18 protein-coding genes and 3 pseudogenes are annotated in these 19,657 nt (G+C 68.7%); 14 read left to right on the top strand and 7 right to left on the bottom strand.

The genetic code is table 11. The features are described from left to right. Positions 1-9 precede the first annotated feature (9 nt). Complete coding sequence (locus ACJ6WD_RS15430) at positions 10-513, top strand: carboxymuconolactone decarboxylase family protein (protein ID WP_331246210.1); 504 nt, start codon at positions 10-12, stop codon at positions 511-513. Positions 514-546: 33 nt separating this feature from the next. Here the strand turns inward: ACJ6WD_RS15430 and ACJ6WD_RS15425 are convergent, their stop codons facing one another. Further along, positions 547-1,293 carry an alpha/beta fold hydrolase gene (locus ACJ6WD_RS15425; RefSeq protein ID WP_407615971.1) on the bottom strand — a complete coding sequence of 249 codons (747 nt, stop codon included), beginning with the start codon at positions 1,291-1,293 and terminating at the stop codon, positions 547-549. A 283-nt stretch (positions 1,294-1,576) separates the two neighbouring features. Here ACJ6WD_RS15425 and ACJ6WD_RS15420 point away from each other — a divergent pair, with 283 nt between their 5' ends. The 8 genes and pseudogenes from ACJ6WD_RS15420 to ACJ6WD_RS15385 all read left to right on the top strand — a co-directional run bounded on the left by ACJ6WD_RS15420 (position 1,577) and on the right by ACJ6WD_RS15385 (position 7,486). Continuing rightward, a complete protein-coding gene (locus tag ACJ6WD_RS15420) occupies positions 1,577-2,302 on the top strand; it encodes a DUF317 domain-containing protein (RefSeq protein ID WP_233655852.1) in 726 nt (241 codons plus the stop codon). Between the two features lie 332 nt (positions 2,303-2,634). Then, positions 2,635-2,865 (top strand): hypothetical protein, encoded by a 231-nt coding sequence (locus ACJ6WD_RS15415; protein WP_407615970.1) that lies wholly within the window; start codon positions 2,635-2,637, stop codon positions 2,863-2,865. A gap of 125 nt (positions 2,866-2,990) precedes the next feature. Beyond that, the gene (locus ACJ6WD_RS15410; protein ID WP_233655856.1) at positions 2,991-3,452 is read left to right on the top strand and encodes a hypothetical protein; all 462 of its coding nucleotides are present in this window, start codon (positions 2,991-2,993) and stop codon (positions 3,450-3,452) included. 106 nt (positions 3,453-3,558) lie between these two features. Next, positions 3,559-3,746: pseudogene (locus ACJ6WD_RS15405) on the top strand (GTP cyclohydrolase I); the annotation flags it as partial. A gap of 496 nt (positions 3,747-4,242) precedes the next feature. Next, positions 4,243-4,569 carry a hypothetical protein gene (locus ACJ6WD_RS15400; protein ID WP_233655857.1) on the top strand — a complete coding sequence of 109 codons (327 nt, stop codon included), beginning with the start codon at positions 4,243-4,245 and terminating at the stop codon, positions 4,567-4,569. Further along, positions 4,566-5,069 (top strand): hypothetical protein, encoded by a 504-nt coding sequence (locus tag ACJ6WD_RS15395; RefSeq protein WP_233655859.1) that lies wholly within the window; start codon positions 4,566-4,568, stop codon positions 5,067-5,069. The genes ACJ6WD_RS15400 and ACJ6WD_RS15395 overlap by 4 nt, the downstream gene beginning before the upstream one ends. A gap of 4 nt (positions 5,070-5,073) precedes the next feature. Then, complete coding sequence (locus ACJ6WD_RS15390) at positions 5,074-5,640, top strand: DUF6529 family protein (RefSeq protein ID WP_407615969.1); 567 nt, start codon at positions 5,074-5,076, stop codon at positions 5,638-5,640. A gap of 784 nt (positions 5,641-6,424) precedes the next feature. Beyond that, the gene (locus tag ACJ6WD_RS15385; RefSeq protein ID WP_233655862.1) at positions 6,425-7,486 is read left to right on the top strand and encodes a cytochrome P450; all 1,062 of its coding nucleotides are present in this window, start codon (positions 6,425-6,427) and stop codon (positions 7,484-7,486) included. Positions 7,487-7,582: 96 nt separating this feature from the next. Here ACJ6WD_RS15385 and ACJ6WD_RS15380 read toward each other — a convergent pair whose 3' ends face one another. Next, positions 7,583-8,140, bottom strand: coding sequence for a GNAT family N-acetyltransferase (locus tag ACJ6WD_RS15380; protein WP_407615968.1), 558 nt, complete (start codon positions 8,138-8,140; stop codon positions 7,583-7,585). Positions 8,141-8,466: 326 nt separating this feature from the next. On the opposite strand from ACJ6WD_RS15380, the pseudogene ACJ6WD_RS15375 reads away from it, so the two are divergent. Continuing rightward, positions 8,467-9,846, top strand: a pseudogene (locus ACJ6WD_RS15375) (NAD(P)/FAD-dependent oxidoreductase); the annotation flags it as partial. 123 nt (positions 9,847-9,969) lie between these two features. Next, on the top strand, positions 9,970-11,088 hold the full coding sequence (locus ACJ6WD_RS15370; protein ID WP_331246297.1) for a cytochrome P450: 1,119 nt from the start codon (positions 9,970-9,972) through the stop codon (positions 11,086-11,088). 120 nt (positions 11,089-11,208) lie between these two features. Here the strand turns inward: ACJ6WD_RS15370 and ACJ6WD_RS15365 are convergent, their stop codons facing one another. After that, positions 11,209-12,141, bottom strand: a complete 933-nt coding sequence (locus tag ACJ6WD_RS15365) for a DMT family transporter (RefSeq protein ID WP_376442886.1) — start codon at positions 12,139-12,141, stop codon at positions 11,209-11,211. A gap of 68 nt (positions 12,142-12,209) precedes the next feature. On the opposite strand from ACJ6WD_RS15365, the gene ACJ6WD_RS15360 reads away from it, so the two are divergent. Next, positions 12,210-12,821, top strand: a complete 612-nt coding sequence (locus ACJ6WD_RS15360) for a helix-turn-helix domain-containing protein (protein ID WP_331246203.1) — start codon at positions 12,210-12,212, stop codon at positions 12,819-12,821. Between the two features lie 532 nt (positions 12,822-13,353). Here the strand turns inward: ACJ6WD_RS15360 and ACJ6WD_RS15355 are convergent. Then, positions 13,354-13,869: a hypothetical protein gene (locus tag ACJ6WD_RS15355; RefSeq protein ID WP_407615967.1), complete on the bottom strand. Its 516-nt coding sequence runs from the start codon at positions 13,867-13,869 to the stop codon at positions 13,354-13,356. 89 nt (positions 13,870-13,958) lie between these two features. Between ACJ6WD_RS15355 and ACJ6WD_RS15350 the strand changes: the two genes are divergently transcribed. Together ACJ6WD_RS15350 and ACJ6WD_RS15345 are read left to right on the top strand one after the other, a co-directional pair. Then, complete coding sequence (locus ACJ6WD_RS15350; protein ID WP_233655875.1) at positions 13,959-14,144, top strand: hypothetical protein; 186 nt, start codon at positions 13,959-13,961, stop codon at positions 14,142-14,144. 136 nt (positions 14,145-14,280) lie between these two features. After that, a pseudogene (locus ACJ6WD_RS15345) lies at positions 14,281-14,583 on the top strand (IS630 family transposase); the annotation flags it as partial. A gap of 114 nt (positions 14,584-14,697) precedes the next feature. On the opposite strand, the gene ACJ6WD_RS15340 reads toward ACJ6WD_RS15345, so the two are convergent. The 3 genes from ACJ6WD_RS15340 to ACJ6WD_RS15330 all read right to left on the bottom strand — a co-directional run bounded on the left by ACJ6WD_RS15340 (position 14,698) and on the right by ACJ6WD_RS15330 (position 19,617). Further along, positions 14,698-15,696: a methyltransferase gene (locus tag ACJ6WD_RS15340; protein ID WP_331246201.1), complete on the bottom strand. Its 999-nt coding sequence runs from the start codon at positions 15,694-15,696 to the stop codon at positions 14,698-14,700. Between the two features lie 70 nt (positions 15,697-15,766). Beyond that, entirely contained in the window at positions 15,767-16,519 is a 753-nt protein-coding gene (locus ACJ6WD_RS15335; protein WP_331246200.1) for an alpha/beta hydrolase, read from the bottom strand. Then, positions 16,516-19,617, bottom strand: coding sequence for an amino acid adenylation domain-containing protein (locus tag ACJ6WD_RS15330; RefSeq protein WP_407615966.1), 3,102 nt, complete (start codon positions 19,615-19,617; stop codon positions 16,516-16,518). Before ACJ6WD_RS15330 ends, ACJ6WD_RS15335 begins: the two co-directional genes overlap by 4 nt. Between the last annotated feature and the right edge of the window lie 40 nt (positions 19,618-19,657).

The raw sequence follows: 19,657 nt of genomic DNA, 5'->3' as shown, positions 1-19,657 counted from the left end.
GAGTCCAGATTGAGTGACACCACCGCAGATCCGGCAACCCGGCGGATCTTCGTCGACAAGCAGACCCCCAAGCCCTACCACGCGCTGGTCGAGACGGCGGAAGCGGTCCGTACCGCCGCCGCCGAGGCGGGGCTGGACCACGCCCTGGTCGAGCTGATCAACCTCCGGGTGTCACAGATCAACGGCTGCGCCTACTGCCTCAACGTGCACACCAGGGCCGCGTCGCGCGCCGGCGAAACCCTGCAGCGGCTGGGCGTGTTGGCCGCATGGCGCGACACCGGGCTGTTCACGGAGCGGGAGCGGGCGGCACTCGCCCTGGCGGAGGCGACCACCGAACCCGCCGACGCCGCCCTGCAGGAACGCGCCTACGCAACGGCCCGCCAGGTCTTCGACGACGACGAGATATCCGCGGTGATCTGGGTGGCGATCACCATCAACGCGTTCAACCGGGTCTCCATCCTGAGCAAGCACCCCGTCACGGCGTCCCCGGACAGCAGGTCCGCACACGGGTGACGACTGCCGGGGGCGGCGCGCGAGCCGGACACCTCAGGACCGGCCGGGTCCGTCGGCGGCGGTGGCCCGCACGGCCTCCTCGATCAGCTGGACGACGCGCTCGGGGCGGGCGAGCATCACCAGGTGCGAGGAGTCGACCTCGACGGTGGTCATCCCGGCCCTCCGGTAGCCATGGCGCTCCACATCCGGATTGATGGTGCGGTCGGCTGTGGCGACCAGACCCCACGAGGGCTTGGTCCGCCACGCCGCCGTCGGCGCCTTCTCGCTGAAGGCCCGTGCGGCCAGCGGACGTTGGGAGACGGCGAGTACGGAGGCGAGGCGGGGGTCGACGTCGGCGGCGAAGACGTCCGGGAACCTGTCGATCCGCACCGACACCTCGGTACCAGGAGCAGCGGAGCCCTCGATCGGGAAGGAGGTGTGGACGAGCGCGGCGGCGAGCTCGGAGTCGGGGAAGCCGCCCTGCAGCTCGCCCAGGCTCTCGCCTTCCTCCAGGGCGTAACCGGCCAGGTAGACCAGCCCTCTGACGTTCTCCTCCACTCCTGCGACGGTGATGACGGCACCGCCGTAGGAGTGCCCGACCAGGACGACCGGTCCGGGTATCCGGCGGACGATCGAGGCGACGTAGGCGGAGTCGCCGAGCAGGCTGCGGTTGGGCACCGCGGGCGCCACCACGTCCAGGCCGCGGGCGAGCAGCTCCGCGATGACCCGGGCGAAGCCGGAGGCGTCGGCGAAGGCGCCGTGGACCAGGACGACGGTCGGGCTGTCCGAACGGGACGACAAGGCACAACTCCCTGCTGATGATGTCGTGGTGGCCGGCAATGCGCGGCCGGGCGGTCGGGAACGGCGTCCGGGCCGGGGCCGGACCGCGGGCACGAACGGCACATTAGGGGTGGCCGAAGGGGCCGGCTTGCCTGTCGATGCATCACCTGTGGTCTGTCCGCGCCCGCGGGCGAGCGGCGCCTTCGAGGCCCCTTGCACAGCAGCGCGCCGGAATACCGAACACGCCGCGTCCTGGCACTCCCGCGCAAGAGGACGTGCGCTCGACGACAACACCGGCCCCAGCGTGCTGGCAATCAGCGCCGCGCATGCCGTGAACGCCGTGGACACCCGGACGCCGCCGGCCGATCCGCCGATGCCGTCCGTGGCCGCGCCCTCATGGGCAGGGTGGCGCACCTGGTCCGCCGACGTCACCTACGCCACCCACGAATCTCAGACCCTGCCCATCGAACGCGACCACTCGGCCCCCGCCACCGAGACCGCCTGGACCGTCGCCGCCTACCAGACGCCCGTCTCCGACCGCATGTGGCACCTGACCGCGACCGGCGCCACACCCATCCCCATGCTCCAAGACCTGTTGCACGAACTCGCCGACGGCCACGGGTGGGACACTCCGGTCGGCCAGTTCCTCGACGAGGCGTCCCTCATCGCGGCCACCCAACCCGCCACCGACGCCGGCTGGCAGCACACCGTCGAAGGCCGCTGGATGCACTGGACCGCGCCCAACGGCGAGGCCGGCATCCAATTCGACGCCTTCGCCGCCCAACGAACCAACGGAGTCCTACCCACCTGGCTCCTGTGGGCCGGCCCCACCATCGACCACCCCACCTGGGAAATCGCAGCCTCCACCCGCACCCCCAGCACCCTGCTGGCCAACCTCGCCGAAACTCTCACCCACGGAACCGTCGCGCGCCCGACAATCCCCCTCACCTCACACGCCCACCACCGCACCACGCCCCCGCCCGAGCTCCCTGGCACCGCGGCCAAGCGCGCCAACATCCGCTCCTTGTAACCTCCAGCAGGGAACGCGATCACCGCCAGCAGTTCACCGGCAGCCCGACACCCCGCCTTGGGACACTCGCCGAATGCCTCGGGGCGGCGTCCCCTTCGTGCGGGCGTGTGTCAGGCGCGCGGCAGCCCTAGGCTTCGATATCGCTTGACAGCTGCCTCAGCGCCTCGGCACTCGGGGGGGGTGCGGGTACGCCTCGGGGTTGTCGGGGCCGAGGGTGTAGGAGACCGAGCCGTCGGGCCCTCGTCTTCCACCACCGCTGGAACACCGCAACCAACACGACCACCAAGCCTTACGACCTCCGCCACCACGCACTCGGCCCCCACCAACCCCAAATGGCCGCAGCCAACACCGAGTTCACCCCCCTCATCACCACCGAACTCCTCCACGAAGTGCTCTCCACCGTCCCCGACACCTGGCTGACCAACGAACCAGGCTTCACCACCACAACAGACGTCCGCAACGCCTACATCACCCACCTCACCGCCCGAGCCAAAGCCTCCACCCACTGGCTCCCAACCGAATTCCCCCCACCGACCGACCGGACAGACCGCCGACGAGGGTGACCGGAGGGGTGCAGGGTTTCCCCGTCTCGTATGAGGGCGCCGCCGGACTGCACTCCACTCGCACTCAACCTCACCAGGCACAGTGCCGTCTTCCCCGTCACATACGTGATGTTCGGGAGGTTTGCATGCTGGTCGTGGAGGAGATCACCCAGGGCGCTGGCGAGGTACAGCTGTACCGGGAGCTGTACGCGGGCACGCCCATGGAGATGCCAGAGCTCACCGGCAAGCAGTGGCCGGCACCGGCAGGGGTCCTCGCCGCGCGCCAGGACGGCGAACTGCTGGGATGGGTGGTGTACTTCAGCAGCGGACATCCGGGCGATACGGCCATCCTCCAGTGGATCATGGTCCGGCAGGAACGCGAACGCCTCACCACTGGCTACAACACCACCTCCCCGGCCACCACGGCGGACATCGACGCACTTGCCGCTCTCGCGGCCAAAGCAGCCCGGCACGCCAGGCGGGCCGGCTACACCGAGATGCAGTGGTCGCCGACCGAGCCCGGCCTCGCCGAGGGCATCACCACCCGCCTGAACGCCAGGACCGTCAAAGACGAAGACGGCTTCTACTCATACCGACTCGCCTTGTGACCGCTTGCCGGTATCCGCGACAGCTTGATCGCCCGAATCACCGAAGCCGAGGCGGAAGACTGGCTCAACGAGGTCCCATGCCTCCAGGGCAGCTTGGCTGGCGCCAAGGCTCCCCAAGGAGGTCGCACACTGGCTTCAACGCAGCTGGATCCCAAAGGCGTTGGCGTCGTCATCGAAGCCGAACACACCTGCATGGCCTTGCGCGGCGTACGGGCCACCGGCTCCAGTACCCTCACCTCCACTCTCCTGGGCACCCTGCGAAACGACGCCCGCTCACGCAGCGAATTCCTCGCACGTTCTTTTGTGAGCAGTCGCGTAACACCCTGGAGGTCCGTGAGGACCCACGCGCCAGGAGAGCGCTCCGCGTCGTTGGCCGCCGTGTTCATGTTGTCGCGGCTGTCGATCCAGCGGACCAGGAATTCCGCGCGCGATTCGATTACGGGGAACGGCAGTACGTTCGCCCGCGTGGGGCAGTCCGTCGCCGACCGCGGTTCGGGGTGCGGCCCCTTCTCTGGCGATGATGGCCGGGCCTGATCGGGTGATGGCCGGCCCGCGGAGAGTGTCGGCGTTGGCGCGGCCGGGAGCGTGGGCCAGTCTCGTCACGGAAAAGGGAGGTTCGCCCGACATGGCCGTGCATTGCTTCGGATCTCCGCGCCGCGCCCGCGCCGGAGTGAAGTTCCTGGCGCTCATCGTGTTCGCCGGCGCCACTGCGTGCTCCAACGGTTCGACGCCGGCCCCGACCGGTAGTCCGAGTCCGAGCGCGAAGCCGGCTGCGACGATCACCGTCACGATGAAGGAGTATTCACTCGCTCTCTCGCCGGCCAGGGCAGCCGCGGGGACCGTCACGTTCGTCGTGCGCAACGCCGGCTCCTTGGCGCACGCACTGGTCGTCGCGGGGCCCGGCGTGTCCGACGCGCACACCTCGACCGTCTCGCCCGGCGGCCAGGCGCGCCTGACCGTCACCCTCCAAGCCGGCAGCTACGAGCTGTGGTGTCCCATCGACAAACACAAGGAACTCGGCATGGACACCCACCTCCAGGCCGGCGGGAACAGCCCGTCGTCACCGACTCCCAACAGCCCCGCCGCGACCTCCACCTCGACCGGGCAGGAGCGATGACTCCCGAACCAGGCGGCCGCCCGCACCGCACCGCCCTCGACCGGCGCACCGTCGTGCGTGTGCTGCTCCAATTGGTGACCGCGGCCGCACTGGGCGTGAACGCCTACGTGCATGCAGATCTCGCCTCTGTCTACGACCGGGTCGGGCAGCAGATCAGCCAGGGGACGCTGTTCCGCCTCGAAGCCGCCGTGGCGTCCCTGGCCGCGCTGCTGGTCCTGCTCTTCGGTCGCCGGCGGCTGGTGTGGGCGTTCGCCTTCCTGGTGTCCGTCTCCGCCGTGGGCGCCGTGCTGCTCTATCGGTATGTGAACGTGGGTGCGCTCGGTCCGCTGCCGAACATGTACGAGCCGGTCTGGTGGCCGAGTAAGTCCGCCAGCGCGATCGCCGAGGCCGTCGGCGCTGTGGCGGCGCTGGGCGGCTTTCTGATCACCCGCCCGCCGCGCTCCGCGTCCGCTCGGGGCGGCGCTCCTCGGGGCGACAGGGTCGACGGCGTGGGTGGCTGACCGCGTGCCACGCCTGACTGTCCGCGTCGAACCCCGGCAGTTCCTCGGGGTGTTGTGGCTGCTGCTGCCCCTGGCGGTGATCGCTGCCCTGCTCTGGTACGGCCTGGTACACACCCCGGAGCCCCGGCGCAGTTTGTTCGGAATGCAAGGCCCCGCCGTCATCCTGCTCAAGACCCAACTGGGCAGCGCCCTGTTGGGACTAGCTCTGATCCAGTTGCTCCTCGCGCTGTGGATGTACGGCCGGCTGCCCGGCCTGCGCGCCGCGCCGCACCGGGTGGGCACCGCGCACCGCCTGATCGGTGCGTTCGCCTTCCTGTTTTCCATCCCGATCGCCCAGCAATGCATCATCGCCTACGGCGTCAGCCTGACCGGGCCCCGCCAGGCGCTGCACTCGCTCGCCGGCTGTTTTCTCTACGGGGCTTTCGTCGCCAAGGTCGTCGTGGTGCGCCACCGCCGCTGGCCGGGCTGGGCGCTCCCGCTCGCCGGTGGTGCGCTCGTCACGGTGATCGTCCTGGCCTGGTACTCGGCTGCGTTCTGGTACTTGAACGGCTTCCACGCGCCCGGCCTGTGAGGGGGCGGCGCCGGTTCGGTGCCGTTGTCGGCCGCTCTCGGCAGCGGTCCCGGCTCGCCGCCCCGCTGCCTTCCCGAGGTGCGGGGTGAGCGGTTCGCGCGAAAGCCGTTGCATTCCTTCAGGGCGTTGGTGTTGCCGGCCTTGAGGTGCCCGGCGGTGCCCACACGTTGCGGCCGGAGGCGGCACTGACCGCCGGCACCGGGGCGGCGTTGACCGGCTCCGTGCCTGGCTCGCAGGCACGCACCTTGCCTCTGCACGCGCAGCCAATGCCCTAATATATGAGATATGTGCTATGTGTGAAAAACTTGGATGTTGGCACATGGCTCTGCCGGCAAGCGAGAGGAGTCATCATGATCGCCAAGCTGCTTGCCAAGTTGTCCTTCACTCGCAACTACGGTGCGTACGGCGCCCACGACTGGGGCTCCCACACCGGCGACGACAGGGTGTGACCACACCGTCGGCGGGCGCTCCCGGGCTCCCGCCGACTCCTGGCCGCGCTGCCGGCGATATGGCCTGACTGGTATGGGAAGTCAGGGGCGATCCCATGGGCCGAGCGGATGAGCCGCCGCGGTTGCCCGGAGGCAGCTTCGCGGCCTGGAGCCGCGACCGGCTGGCATTGGCGAGCCGGGGCGCTGCCGAGTGCGGGGACGTCTGGCAGCTGGAGCCGGGTGTCTACGTAGCCGCGAGGGCCGGGGTGTGTGAAGCGGTCCTGCACCGCTCGCAGGACTTTCCCAAGCCCTCCTCGCCCCTCTTCCCGCCGTTCAAGAGGGCTGGCGGAGCGCCGATGCCCGAGGAGCGTGCGCACGCTCGCGCCGCCCGGATGCGCGGACTGCGCCCACAAGCGGTTGCGGCCCGGATCGGTGAGATCGCAGCCGGGACCGATCGCATTGCCGACCAGTGGCCCACGGGCCGGGACGTCGAGATTCTTCCCCTGGTCCGGCCCGTCCTGGCAGAGATCGGCGTGCGCTACCTCTTCTCCGAAGACGCCCCCGTCCTGCTGCCCTTCGCCTGGCAGCTCTTCGTGGCCCGAGAGGTGCTCGTACGCCCCTCGCGCTGGGTGTGGCCGCGCTGGGTCCCCACACCGGCACGGCGGTTCCGCACCCGGCGGCAAGTCGCCTTCACCAACGCTCTGCGGCCCATCATCAGCCGACGCCGTAGCTCGGGACGGCTCGGGGACGACGTGCTGGGACAGATGCTCCGGCCCTCCTCCCGCTACGGCCCGCTGGCGGAGGAAGCCGTCTTCGACACCCTCCCCGGAATCACCGTCGCCACCTTCGAGACACCCTCCCGGGCAGCCGGCTGGATCCTGCTCCACCTGGCCCGATACCCCCAGGCCGCGGACCGCGTCGCGGCCGAAGCCGCCCTGCTTCCCGCCTCCCCGGCCTCGACGACCAGCTCCCACTTCGACAACCTGCACTACACCCAGGCGCTGGTACGCGAAGTGCTGCGGCTGCACCCGCCGAGCTGGCTGCTCACCCGACGGGCCCCGCGACGCACCCAGCTCGCCGACTACACCATCGACGCCGGGTCCACCGTTCTCGTCTGCCCCTACACGGCCCACCGCGACGCACGCGAACACCCCGAGCCGGATCGGTTCCGACCCGAACGCTGGCTCGACGATGCGGGCTCGCCGACGAAACCCGGGGTCTTCCTCGCCTTCGGTACCGGGCCGCACGGCTGCGAGGGAGCCGCACTGGCCATGGCCATGCTCACGCTCATGACGGCGCAGACCGCACGCCGCTACCACTTGAGCGAGCCGCCCGGCGCGGAACCCGGCTACCGGATCACCACCTTCGAAGGTCTCGCAACCGCCGGCCTGTGCCTGCGCGCCACCCTGCGCGGCTGAGGACGGTCCCGCTTTCGGTGGCAGGCCGCCGCCGTCCGCGAACAACGAACGTCGATCAGGTCCGAGTGCCGTTCCACACGTGCTCGGATCACCGGCTCATGGTTGGCCCATCGTGTGCCGCCGGTCGAACTCGTTGACGAGCATGCCCATCATGACGAGGTCGTGATGCCGGCCGGCGAAGAAGACGTGTTCCCGCAAGCGCCCCTCCTCGACGAAGCCGAGCCCCCGAAAAAGTGCCAACGATGCCTCGTTGTGGGCCAAGACCGCCGCCAGGCATTTGTGATAGCGCCGCTCGGCGAACATGAAGCGCAGCAACAGCGCCACGGCTTCCGTCGCGTAGCCCTTGCGCCGATGGCCGGCGCCGATGGCGATGTCGAACTCGAACCAGCCCGAGCAACGGCCAGTGCGATGGGAGCCGACTGAACCGACCAACTCTCCGGTGGCCGTCGCTTCGATCGCCAACCGGAAACGGTCGTCGTCGCCCTCGGCAAGCGCCTGCTCCTTCGCCCAGGCACGGTAGCTCTCGGCGGACCGCGGCAGATCCAGCCGGCCCCCTCGCGCCCCGTCACCGTCGGCGAAATGCGCGAACGCCGTCCAGTCCTCGGGCTCGACAGCACGCAGGCGTACACGATTTCCCGTCCAGGACAATGCCATGCCCAAATTTGATCACGCTGCTGTGCACGCGAGGCTGACTGGCACGCCGAGGAAGGCAGAGCCGTCACCGGCCCGGTGCCCGGGCCGTCGAACTCGCCGGTAACGGTGCCGCTGTCACACTCATTTCGTGACGGCATTCCGGCGCGCCGTGCCGCACTCTTTCCGTCGAGACGGCAATCCAATAGAGCGCCGCTTTCGTAGTCAACATGCAGCCGCCATCAGGGCGTCCCTGACCAGGCGCTGGGCGCAACGGCGGCCGGCCTTGTCCGGGCGATGCCGGTCGACCGGTTGGCGGCTCGGCACGCAATGACGGAGGCATCGCCGTCGTGACCAGTGGCGACACGCTGAGTGCGTTGAAGCGCGAGGGCCGCATCGTGGTCGTCGGGGCGTCGCTGGCGGGGCTGCGGGCCGCGGAGGCTCTGCGCGGCGAGGGTTTCACCGGGTCGTTGACCATGATCGGCGACGAGTTGGGCGAGCCCTACGACCGGCCTCCCCTGTCCAAGCAGGTACTGACCGGGTGGGTGCCGGCCGGGGGCACCACACTGCCCTGCCGTCGCGCCATCGATGCGGAGTGGCTGCTGGGCGTGCCCGCCAGCGGGCTGGACCTCGGGACGAACCACGTGCGTCTCGCCGACGGACGCGAGGTTCCCTTCGACCGGGTGCTGATCTCCACCGGGGTACGGGCCCGGCCGTGGTCCGTCGAGTCCGAGGCGGCCCTGGACGGGGTGTTCGTGGTGCGCACACGCGAGCATGCCGAGGGCCTGCAGCGGGCCCTCGCCGCCGGGCCCTCCCGTGTGCTGGTCATCGGTGCGGGATTCACCGGCTCCGAGATCGCCTCCGTCTGTCGCGAGCGAGGCATCCCGGTGACCGTCGCCGAACTCGCGCCGGCCCCGCTCGTAGGGGCGCTCGGCGCCGTGATCGGCGAGGTTGCGGCCGACATGCAGCGCGCTCACGGGGTCGACCTGCGCTGCGGTGTCACCGTCACCCGGCTGGAGGGCGACGTGCGGGGACGGTTTCGCCGTGCTCACTTCGACGACGGCAGTGCGGTCGACGCCGATGTGGCGGTGGTGGCACTCGGGAGCATCCGCAACACCGAGTGGCTGCGGGACTCGGGACTGGCAGCGGGCGTGTGGGGAATCACCTGCGACACCCGCTGCCGCGCCCTCGACGTCAACGGCCGCGTCACCGACGACGTCTTCGCCGCGGGCGACGTGGCACGTTGCCCGAACCCCCTCTACGAACACCGGCTCATCTCGCTGGAGCACTGGGCCAACGCCGTGGAGCAGGCGGAGATCGCGGCGCACAACATGGTCAGTGCCCAGGCGGACCTCCGGCCCCACCTGTCCGTCCCGGTGTTCTGGTCGATCCAGTTCGGCGTCAACATCAAATCCGTCGGCGTGCCGATCTTCGCCGACGAGGTGGTCGTCACCCAGGGCTCGTTGGAGGACCGCCGTTTCGTCACCGCATACGGCTATCGGGGCCGCGTCACGGCTGCGGTGAGCTTCAACAACGGCAAGCGGCTGCACCACTACCGACGATTGATAGAGATGGCCGCACCTTTCCCACCCCCCTGCCCCACGCCGGACCAGCCGGCCGACAGGAAACCGGTGCCCGTCGACCTCCCCGGCCCGGCCCTGCTCGCGCGGGGCGCCACGGCGGTCGTCACGGGCCATGACCTGGGTGAACGACGCGTCACGGCCGCGCCACGGCATCGGCAGGAGCAAGGCCGGACGACGACCGGGACGCCCGGCACGCTGCAACGGATCTTCGACTACTCCGCCCGGGCCGACCCGTACCCGTTGTATGCCGAGTTGCGCACGACGCCGGTGATGCGACAGGAGGACGGCAGCTACGTCGTCAGCACCTACCGCGAGATCACGGACGTCCTGAACGACCCGCATCTCAGTTCCGACCTGCGCAATCTGTCGCGTCCGATGCCCCCGGCCGACGAAGCGGCCACGTCGTCGTTCATCCACATGGACTCGCCCGAGCATGATCGCCTGCGGCGTATGGCGATGCGTCACTTCGGCCCTCCGCACACCCCGGGCCTGGTGACCGGACTGGAAGGCTTCCTGGCCGCCACGGTCGGCAGTCTGATCGACGATGTGGCGGGCCAGGAACAGTTCGACGTCGTCGACGATTTCGCCTCCCCGTTCTCCGTAACCGTGACCTGTCACTTGCTCGGCGTGCCGCGCGAGGACGAGCCGAGGTTCCACCTCTGGGTGAACGACCTCATGGACTCGATCGACTACAACCCCGAGACCGACCCGACGGAGAAACTGGACAAGGGCGTAGAGGCCCGCAAGGACGTGCGCCAGTGCCTCGGCGAGCTGGTGGAGCGGAGCCACGGCCGGCCGGGAGACGGCCTGCTCTCACAGCTGGCCAACGACGACGGACCCGACGGGCGGATGACCGACGCCGAGATCGTCGCCACCGCCAGACTGCTCCTCATCGCCGGCCATGAGACCATCGTCAACCTCATCGCCAACGGCATGCTGACGCTGCTGCGCCACCCACCGGTGTTCCAACGCCTGTGCGGTGAACCGGACTTGATCGTGCCGCTGGTCGAGGAACTGCTGCGCTACGACCCCCCTGTGCACATCATTCCCTGGCGGGTGGCGTACAGCGACCTCACCGTCGCCGACACCCTGATCCCCGAGGGCTCGCAGATCATGCTGATGCTGGCCTCCGGGAACCGCGACCCGAACCGCTTCCACGAGCCCGACCGCTTCGACCCCGATCGGCGCGACAACCAGCACCTCGGCTTCGGCAGCGGCATCCACCTGTGCTTCGGCGGCCCACTGGCCCGCCGGGAAACCCAGATCGCACTGACCGAGTTGGTGCACCGCCTCGACCACCCCAGGCTGGTCGCCGACCCGCCGCCGTACCGACGCAGCCCCGTACTCCGCGGGCCGCTACATCTGGACATCGAGCAGGGTCACGGTTGACGCGACAGCCGAGGGCCGTTTCGCCAAGCAACTCGGCCGCACCCCCGACGGCGACGGGCACCAAGCCCCGGCCGGACAGCCGGACGAACAAGCTGCTCCTCTCCAACGTGGCAGAGGCATTCAGGCGCCGTACTCGGCTGGCCTCGCGGCCTCGCCCGTGTCCGCATCCCGCGCGCACACCCTGGTGGACGAGGTGTCACCGCGATAGACGAGGACGACTGCTGCGAGACCGACGGCCAGGCCGAGAGCGGTCTGCGGACCGAAGGGTTCACCGAACATGAGGGATCCCCAGACTGCCGTGACCGGGGCCATGAGGAACATGAGCGTATTGACCTTGGTCACTCCGCTGCGTCTCAGGATGAGCCAGTACAGCCCGTACCCGCCGAAGGTCGGCAAGGCCACGAGCCAGGTGATCGCGACCCAGAACGAGAGCTCAGCGGGCGGCTTCGCGGCTCCGGTGCCCACGGCGAGTGCCGTGAAGACGACGGCACTGGTGGCGCAGTGGACGGTCATCGACACCTGGGGCGCGACCCGCACGCGGGAGCGACTTTCGAGGAACGTGGCCGCCACCAGCGAGAACATGCCGAGGAAGGGGATGAGATAGCTCCACCAGGACGCACCGGTGCCGGCCGCGGCATCCGCCGTGGTGACGATGGCGACGCCGCTCACCCCCAGGCACAGTCCGAGCCACTGCTTGCGCGAGACGTATTGACGCAACAACGGTCCGGCAATCGCTCCGGCGACGAGGGGCTGAACGCCGTCGATCAGGGCTGTGGTGCCGCTGGAGACCCCGAGTTGGATCGCGTAGTAGACGGTGAGCAGATAGCCGCTCTGCGACAGCACGCCGATCATGGCCTGCCGGGCCACATCCCGCGCCGCGAGGCCCCGCCACGACGTTCTGGAGACGGTGGCAAGCACGGTCAGGACGACGGCCAGCGGCAGGAACCGCCACATCAGGATCGTGACCGCAGACGCACTGCCCGCGCCGAGCTTGGCCCCGATGAACCCGGAACTCCAGCAGAGCACGAAGGCGATCGAGAGCAGGAAGTTCACGTCTCACTCTCCACTAAACAGATCGGTATACCCATCGGCTCACTATACAGATCGGTATACTGTTGGGCATGGGCACTGCCGAGACGCCGCGACGGATCACGATGACCCCTGCCGCACGGCGCGTCCTGGAGGCCGCCGCGAGGCTGTTCTACGAGCGCGGCATCCATGCCGTCGGGGTGGACCTGATCGCCGCCGAGGCCAAGGTGACGAAGAAGACCCTCTACGACCGGTTCGGCTCCAAGGAGCAGATCGTCGTGGAGTACCTCGCGGACCGCGATGAACGCTGGCGGGCCTTCCTCGCCCAGTACCTCGACGCCGCACAGCCGGGGTCGGCAGCGCGCGTCCTGGCCGTCTTCGACGCCTCACGCGCGTGGTCGGCGAAGAACAGTTCCAAGGGGTGCAGCATGGTCAACGCTCACGCCGAGATCAGCGATCCGTCCCATCCGGCCTACCCGATCATCACCGGACAAAAGCATTGGATGCTGGCCCTGTTCACCGACCTCGCCGGGGACATCGCCCCGGACGAGGCCGGCCATCTGGGCCGGACACTCATGCTGCTTCACGAAGGAGCGCTCGTCGCCCACGGCCTGTACATCTTCGCGGATCCCATCCGCCATGCCCGCGAACAGGCACAGGCCCTCCTCACCGCCACTGGGGACTCGGCAGCAGCGAAGCGGTGAGGCGACGCCCAGGAGATCGCTTCTGAGAGCCGGAAAGAGGAGGAATGGCGCACGGTCGGGATGAGCCCCTCCCGCCAGTGGTCCAGATCCTGCGTTCCGGTTGCTGCCCTGACCCCGCCCCTGCCGACGACTCTGGGACTCCTGGGACGTCGAGCATCGGCCGCTGGTCCCCGGGGGAGGGTCTGTTCGACTCGCGGGTACGGCTGAAGGCCGCGTTGAGCCGGTACGCCGAGCACCGGGCTGCGGGCCCGCTGAAGGCCCGGTTCGTGGCGACGACGTGGGGCCAGCGCATGAGGATCCTGTCGTTGTTCTACCGGTGGGGATCATCGAGGGGTACGCGTCAGCCGAGCCGTTCACCTATCGCGCCGCGAGGGCCCTGTTCGCCGGGACCGGGTGGGAGGTGAGGATGAACCTGACGGTCCGTCGCACGCCGGAGCCGACCGCGGTTCCCCTCCCGTTCCCGGTGCCGGCCGGGATCATCAAGGGCGAGAAGTTCCGCACCACGGACCTCTTACCAGGCTCTGGCTGGGCTTCACGGCCGCCTCGAACCGGAGCGCGCCGCCACGACGGAAAGGCTCAGTCCGGCAGCCGCCACGGCGGTGGGGTGAACCGCTGATGGTGACCGAGCCGGACTCTCGGGGGGGCTGGTCAACGGGATCCGGGGGCCGTGGGCATCACCGACCCGGCCGAGCGGCGCCGTGGCCCGGTCCGCCACGGCCTGGAACTCCTCCGTCGGCCGGGCCGCCTTCAGGGCCTCCGCCGTCTCGCGCGCCTTGGTGCGGTACCGGGCAGCCTCCGCCCGTACGGCCTTCAGCTCCGCTCGGAGCGCGTCGGTGTCCATCTCCCGGCCGTCGCCGTGCTCCTCCGGCCGGGCCGATTCCTCGGGGCCGTGCGCGGCCTCGGTCGGGGCCTGCCCGTCGGCGGCAGGGGCGTCGGCCGGCTCGGAGATCGTGGGGGTGGTCTCGATGCGGAACCTCTCCTCGGTGTTGTCAGGATGCGATGTGCGGGCCGGCCCCAGGTGCCCCGGCCGGACAGTTAGGTGAAGCAACGGGGCCTGATTGGGTTAACTGCCTTGCGCGAACGGATCGAAGGACATCCACCAGGGGACCTTCCCAGCACGTAGTTCCACTTCGACCCTTGGAGATCTCCATGCGCATTCGCACTGCAGTTGCTGCCGCAGCCCTGGTCACGACCGCCGTACTCCATGGAGCAGGCGCGGCTGCTGCCGTTTCGCACATCGCTCCCTCGACCCATTCCAAGCAGGTCATCTCCGCGGATGACGACGACGATGACGACGAGATGGGCCAGGGCGACGAAGACTGAGCACGCCTGAGGGGTGAACGGCCAGTTCGTGTGCCTGGCCAGTGCCCACTCGTGCCGTATCAAGCAACGTTCGCCCTGTTGTGACGCGTCGTCCGGACGGTGCTCCGGGCGGCGCGTTGTGCGTCGTGCTTTGCGGGTGGCTGAGCGTGTGCGGGTCCACGAGGTCGATGACGACGAGGGGCATCGGCTGCTGCGGATCGTCCGCCGAGGCACCGGATCCGTGGCGACCTGGCGCCGAGCCCATACGGTGCTCTCATCGGCCCAGGGCATGGACGTGACCAAGATCGCCGAGGTGAGATTCACCAGCGCGGACCGGGTCCGGTACGTGATCCACAACTTCAACGCCGACGGTTTCACTTCGCTCTATCCCAAGTACAAGGGCGGCCGGCCGAAGACGTTCACCCTGCCCGAACGCCGTGAGATCAAGCCGACTGCCGAGAGGCTCGGCTCCCCCCTGCCGGGCCACCTGGGCTACCGGATCGCCGCCCTTCACCAGCATGACCGACCACGACACCGCCGCGTTCGCAACGGACTCCACGAAACTCGGGGCAGCTCACTTGTGGCCGACGATGAGGTGCTTGTCACTGTGAGACCTGTGTAGCTCAGATTGCCTGAATCCTGCCTCGGAGAGGAGTGCGATGTATTCGTCTGCCGTGCGGTGGCGCCCTTGAGTCTCCAGATGCATGGTCAGGTTCATTGCCGAGGTGGCGAGGGGGCCTTGCCTGGACTCGTCGAAGAGCCTGTCCATTATGAGTACCCGCCCGTGGTCGTGACACGCCCGGTGTGCCTTGCTCAGGAGCTGGACGCAAGCGTCGTCGGGCCAGTCCGAGAGGATGTATCCGAAGGCGATGCAGTCGCCTTCGGGTAGTTCGTCGGTGAAGAAGTTGCCTGGGAGGAAGGCGAGTCGGTCACCGAGCCCATGGGCGGCACGGGTCTCGTTGAGATGCGGTTCGACTTCAGGAAGGTCGAACACCGTTGCCCGGAGCCTGGGCGAGTGCTGGAGCGCGGCGACCGCGAACGGTCCGTTGGCACCCCCCACGTCGATCAGGTGGGTGGTGGTGGCCAGCCCGGCGAGGACAGCGAGTTCTTTGGACGGGGCAAAGCTGAGGTCCCACATGGCCTTCAGGAAACGGCCGGTGGCGTGGTCATCTCGGTACAGAGAGGTGAACGGCTGACGGTCGGATCCGTCCACCGCGTCCTTGCCGTGCCGGAGGTAGGAGTCCAGGAGCGCCACCCTGCCCGCCGTTTCTTGGACGAGGTGGGCGATGAACCCTCCGAGGTAGCGGTCGCTGTCCGGGTCGACGAAGGGCCGGACTTCTTCCGGAAGGCTGTACTGGCCCCCGGGTGTGCGTTGGATGATCTCGAATGCGGTCAGGACCAGCAGCATCCGTTCCGTGGTTTCCGGGTCGATGCGGAGGTCCTTCGCGATGTCGGCTGCTGCGGCAGGTCCGTTCGCCACCAGGTGGGTGAAAACCTGGTAGCGGTCGGCCAAGTACAGGGCTGGCGTTGAGATTACGCCGAACATGACCTTCTCCAAGTTGCCCGGCAGCATGGCGGTCCTCCCTGTCGTTGTGATGCGTCTGGCCTGCCGCAGTCCGTGTCGCCGACGGCCTGGGCATGTGTCAGCCCCCGTTCAGGGCGGCTGCCTGTTCTACGAGCGCGGCGAGGTCCTGTGGATGGGTGACGTGTGCGATGTGACCAGCACCGTCGATGGATGTGTGGTGGCCGGTGGGGATCAGGTTCGCAAGATGTCGCGCGGTCTGTCGGTGATGTGTCAGTGACCGGCTTCCCGACGCCGTGATCACAGGTGTCGTCACCGTCGTCGGGTCGAAGGTGGGGATGTTGAGTGTGGGGTCGGTCATCTCCTGGATCAGGGCTGTGCCGGCCGCTTCCAGTTCCTCGTCCGTAGGTCCTGCGGTGGGGTGGCCGACGACGGCCTCTTGGAGGGCTCTGGCTGCGGCGGCCGGGCCCTGAGCCGATGCGTCTTCGACCAGTTGCTCCCACGGGGCGGTGTCGGGCCACCAAGGCAGCCAGCAGACGGGCGGCTCGAAGAGCACGACTGCCCTTGCGAATTGGGGTTGTCGGGCTGCCGCGGTGAGTGCCACGAGTGCGCCGTAGCTGTGTCCTGCCACGACGGGCCTCGGCAATCTGGCGGCCGCAGAAATGAGATCGGTGACATGGTCGGCCAGTTTGGTCTGCGGGTCTGCGAGGGCGCGGGAGGTGCCCCATCCGCGCCGGTCGTACCCGGCGACGGTCCATCGGGGCAGGTGCGCTGCGACTCGCTGGAAGGTCGCGCTGTGGTCCATCGTCCCGTGGACGAACAGAGCCGTCTCGGGTCGTGTCCCTTTTCTCGTGCGTAGTACGGGGCGGATCATTTCGGTGCCTCGGCGTTGAGGAGAAGGGTGGTGATCTGCTCCGGTGTGGGGGCGGTGATCAGAGCAGCAGTGTCCACGGGTGCGCCTGCCAGTGATTCCAGGCGGGCGAGGAAGGCTGCCATGGTGATGGAGTCGCCGCCGGCGGTGAAGAAGTCGGAGTCTGCTTGGACCTGGCGTAACGGGAGGTTGAGGACCTGAGCGAAGTTCTGGGCGACCTCCCAGGTGATGCGGGAGAGGCGCCTTTCGTGGTCGTCGGGTAGGAGTGCGGGCCCAGAGGGGCCAGAGGACTGGACAGTGAGCTCGTCGGGGGGTTCGTGTCGGTGGTCGGCTTTGCCGTTCACGGTGCGCGGGAGTTCGGTGACGGCGGTGAACACGGAGGGCAGCATGGCGCTGTGCAGGCGGGAGGCCAGGTAAGTGCGGATTGCCGTCTCGTCGAGCTGGGGTCCGGCGGGGACGGCCAGGGCTTCGATGCGGCCGTCTTGTTCATGTACAGCGCAGGCGGTGACGCCGGGGGCGGACTCCAGGACACGCTCGACCTCGTCGAGTTCGACGCGTTGGCCACGGATCTTGACTTGGCGGTCGCGACGGCCGATGTATTCGAGTGTGCCGTCTGGGCGTTGGCGGCAGATGTCACCGGTGCGGTAGAGCAGGCTTGCCGGATCGGTTGTGGTGTGGGGGTTGCGGATGAAGCGCTCTTCCATGAGGTCCGGCTGGTTCAGGTACCTTCCGACACCGAGACCTCCGAGCCAGAGTTCCCCCCGCTGCCCAGGCGGGACGTCGCGTAGGTGGTGGTCGAGGAGATAGGCGCGTTTGTTGGCTACCGGTCGGCCGATGGGCGGGGGGTCCTCGCTCGGGGAGCATTCATGCCAGGTTGCCAGGACGGCGGTCTCGGCTGGACCGTAAAGGTTGAGAAGGCGCCGCCCCGGTGCGGCCCACCGGCGCGCCCATGCTGCTGGCAGCCGCTCGCCGGCGGCGGCGGCGATGCGCAGTTCGGGCAGAGGCTGGTCCGGAAGGGTCATCCAGACGGACGGGGTGAGGATTGCGGTGGTGACCCGCTGCGATGCGAGCAGCCGGACCAATGGGGGGCCGACGGTGAGCTGGTCGGACGGCGCGACAACCAAGGCGGCGCCTGACAGGAGAGCGAGGGTGAGGTCGGCGATACAGCCGTCGAAGTTTGGTGAGAGGAACTGCAGGACCCGGTCGCGGGGTTCGAGGCCGAAGATCTGGTGCTGCGCCAGGTGGAGATTGACCGTGGCCTCGTGGCTGATCGCGATGGCCTTCGGGGCACCGGTACTGCCGCTGGTGAAGACGACGTAGGCGGTATCGCCGGGCGAGACTCCGGTGAGCGGGGCGTCCGGACGGAAGTCCTTCGCGCCTACGCCGACTACCTGGACGGGGAACGCTGAGGAGGGGAGACTGCCGTCGGTCACCACAAGGCGTGCCTCGGCCTCGACGAGCATGGTCCGCAGGCGCTCACGGGGGCAGGAGATGTCCGCCAGCAGGAACGCGGCGCCAGTCTTTGCGACCGCCAGCACAGTGAGGACGAACTCCACGGAACGTTCCATGACGATGCCGACCAACGTGCCCGGCTGGGCCCCTTGGTGTCGCAGTCGATGGGCCAGGGCGTTGGCCCAGTGGTCGAGTTCGCGGTAGCTGATCAGGTCGTCCGGCCCCTGTACCGCTGGTGCATCGGGTGTCAGTAGGGCTTGCCGTTCGAACACCTCGTGCCAGCAGGCTGCCGCTGTGGTGGCGGCCGGAGGAAGACCGCGGCCGTGGCCACTGGTGCTGTCGTGGGTTTCAGCCGCTGGTATGTCGACGGTGGCTTCCGGTATGACTCCGGCATCGACACGGACGCGTGCGTGTTCAAGGCAGCGAGTGTTCCCATGCAGGCCCCAGGAGAACGCTTGCGGCTCCGATTCCGGTGCGTAGGAGGGGTATTTGGCCAGAAAGCCTTCAATGGCGAATCCGGCGAGGCGTTCGGCATAGCCTGCGCCGGGGCAGGTGTGGCGTCCGCTCCCGAAGCCGAGGTGCTTGGGTCCGTGCCGGGTCAGGTCCAGGGCACGGGGCGCGCTGAAGGTCCGGGGGTCGAGGTTGGCGGCGGCCAGGTGGACCAGGACACTCTCGCCTCCTGTGATCAGCGTTCCCCGGATTCTCACGTCGGTCGTGGCTTTGCGCGCGACGTACTGGCTTGACCCGTTCATCCGCATGAACTCCGCGACGGCGGGTGGGATGAGCTCGGGCGACTCGCGCAGCTGCTTCTCCAGGCTCGGATCATCATGCAGGGCCAGCAGAGCCGAGGTGACAAGGTGGGTCAGGGTCTGGTAGCCGCCGCCCACAAGGACGATGCAGTTTGCCGCAACAGCGAACAGCTCTGCGCCAGTTGGTGAGCGGTCGACCAGCGGGGCGGTCAGTGAGCTGATCACGTCGTCGCCGGGCGCGTGCAGTCGGCTTCTCGCTTCGTTCTCCAGCACTGAGAGGGCATCGGTCAGGACCGCGTCCACCTCTCGGTCCGGGGCAGCCGGTAGCGCAGACAGGCTGCCCAGCAGCCGCTCGTAGGCTTCGGCCCACCGGGTGAGCTCCGCTTCCCTTCCCGGCATGCCCAGTAACTGGGCCACCAGCGCGCTGGGGAGCTTCGCTGCGAAGTCCGCCACCAGATCGAGGACACCTGTGCGAGGCAGCTCCTCAAGGGCGCGGGCGGCGATGTGCCGCAGGTCGTTCTCGCGGCTCCGCACGCGAGTGCCGGTGAACTGTTCGGCCAAGGCCGACCGAATGGCCTTGTGCTGTGGCGGATCCATGAAGAGCATCTGCTCGTGCACCATGCTGCTCAGGCTGGCGGAGGCGTGCAGGCCCAACTCCTGAAACGCATCCTGGTCGTGCTCGCGCACGGAGGAGAATGTTCGGTGGTCGCGCAGGATCTCAACCGCCTCGGCGTAGCCGGAGCACACCCACATGCCCCCGACCTCGTCGAAGAACAGCGGACCGAGCCCGGCAATGGCATCGATGTAGACGGACGGATCGGCGATGACTTCGGGAGTTCTGAGCAGGTGAACTCCATGCCTGGCACGGTCGTATCCGGCAGGGCGCTCACGCAGGCGCATGGGATCCTCTCAGGTGAGTTGGTTCGCGGCTTGGGGACGC

Source organism: Streptomyces sp. VTCC 41912, assembly GCF_045799175.1.
GTDB classification, from domain to species: Bacteria; Actinomycetota; Actinomycetes; order Streptomycetales; family Streptomycetaceae; genus Streptomyces; species Streptomyces albulus_C.
Note: the sequence above shows the minus strand (reverse complement) of the source record. Positions and strands in the feature narration are given on the sequence as shown.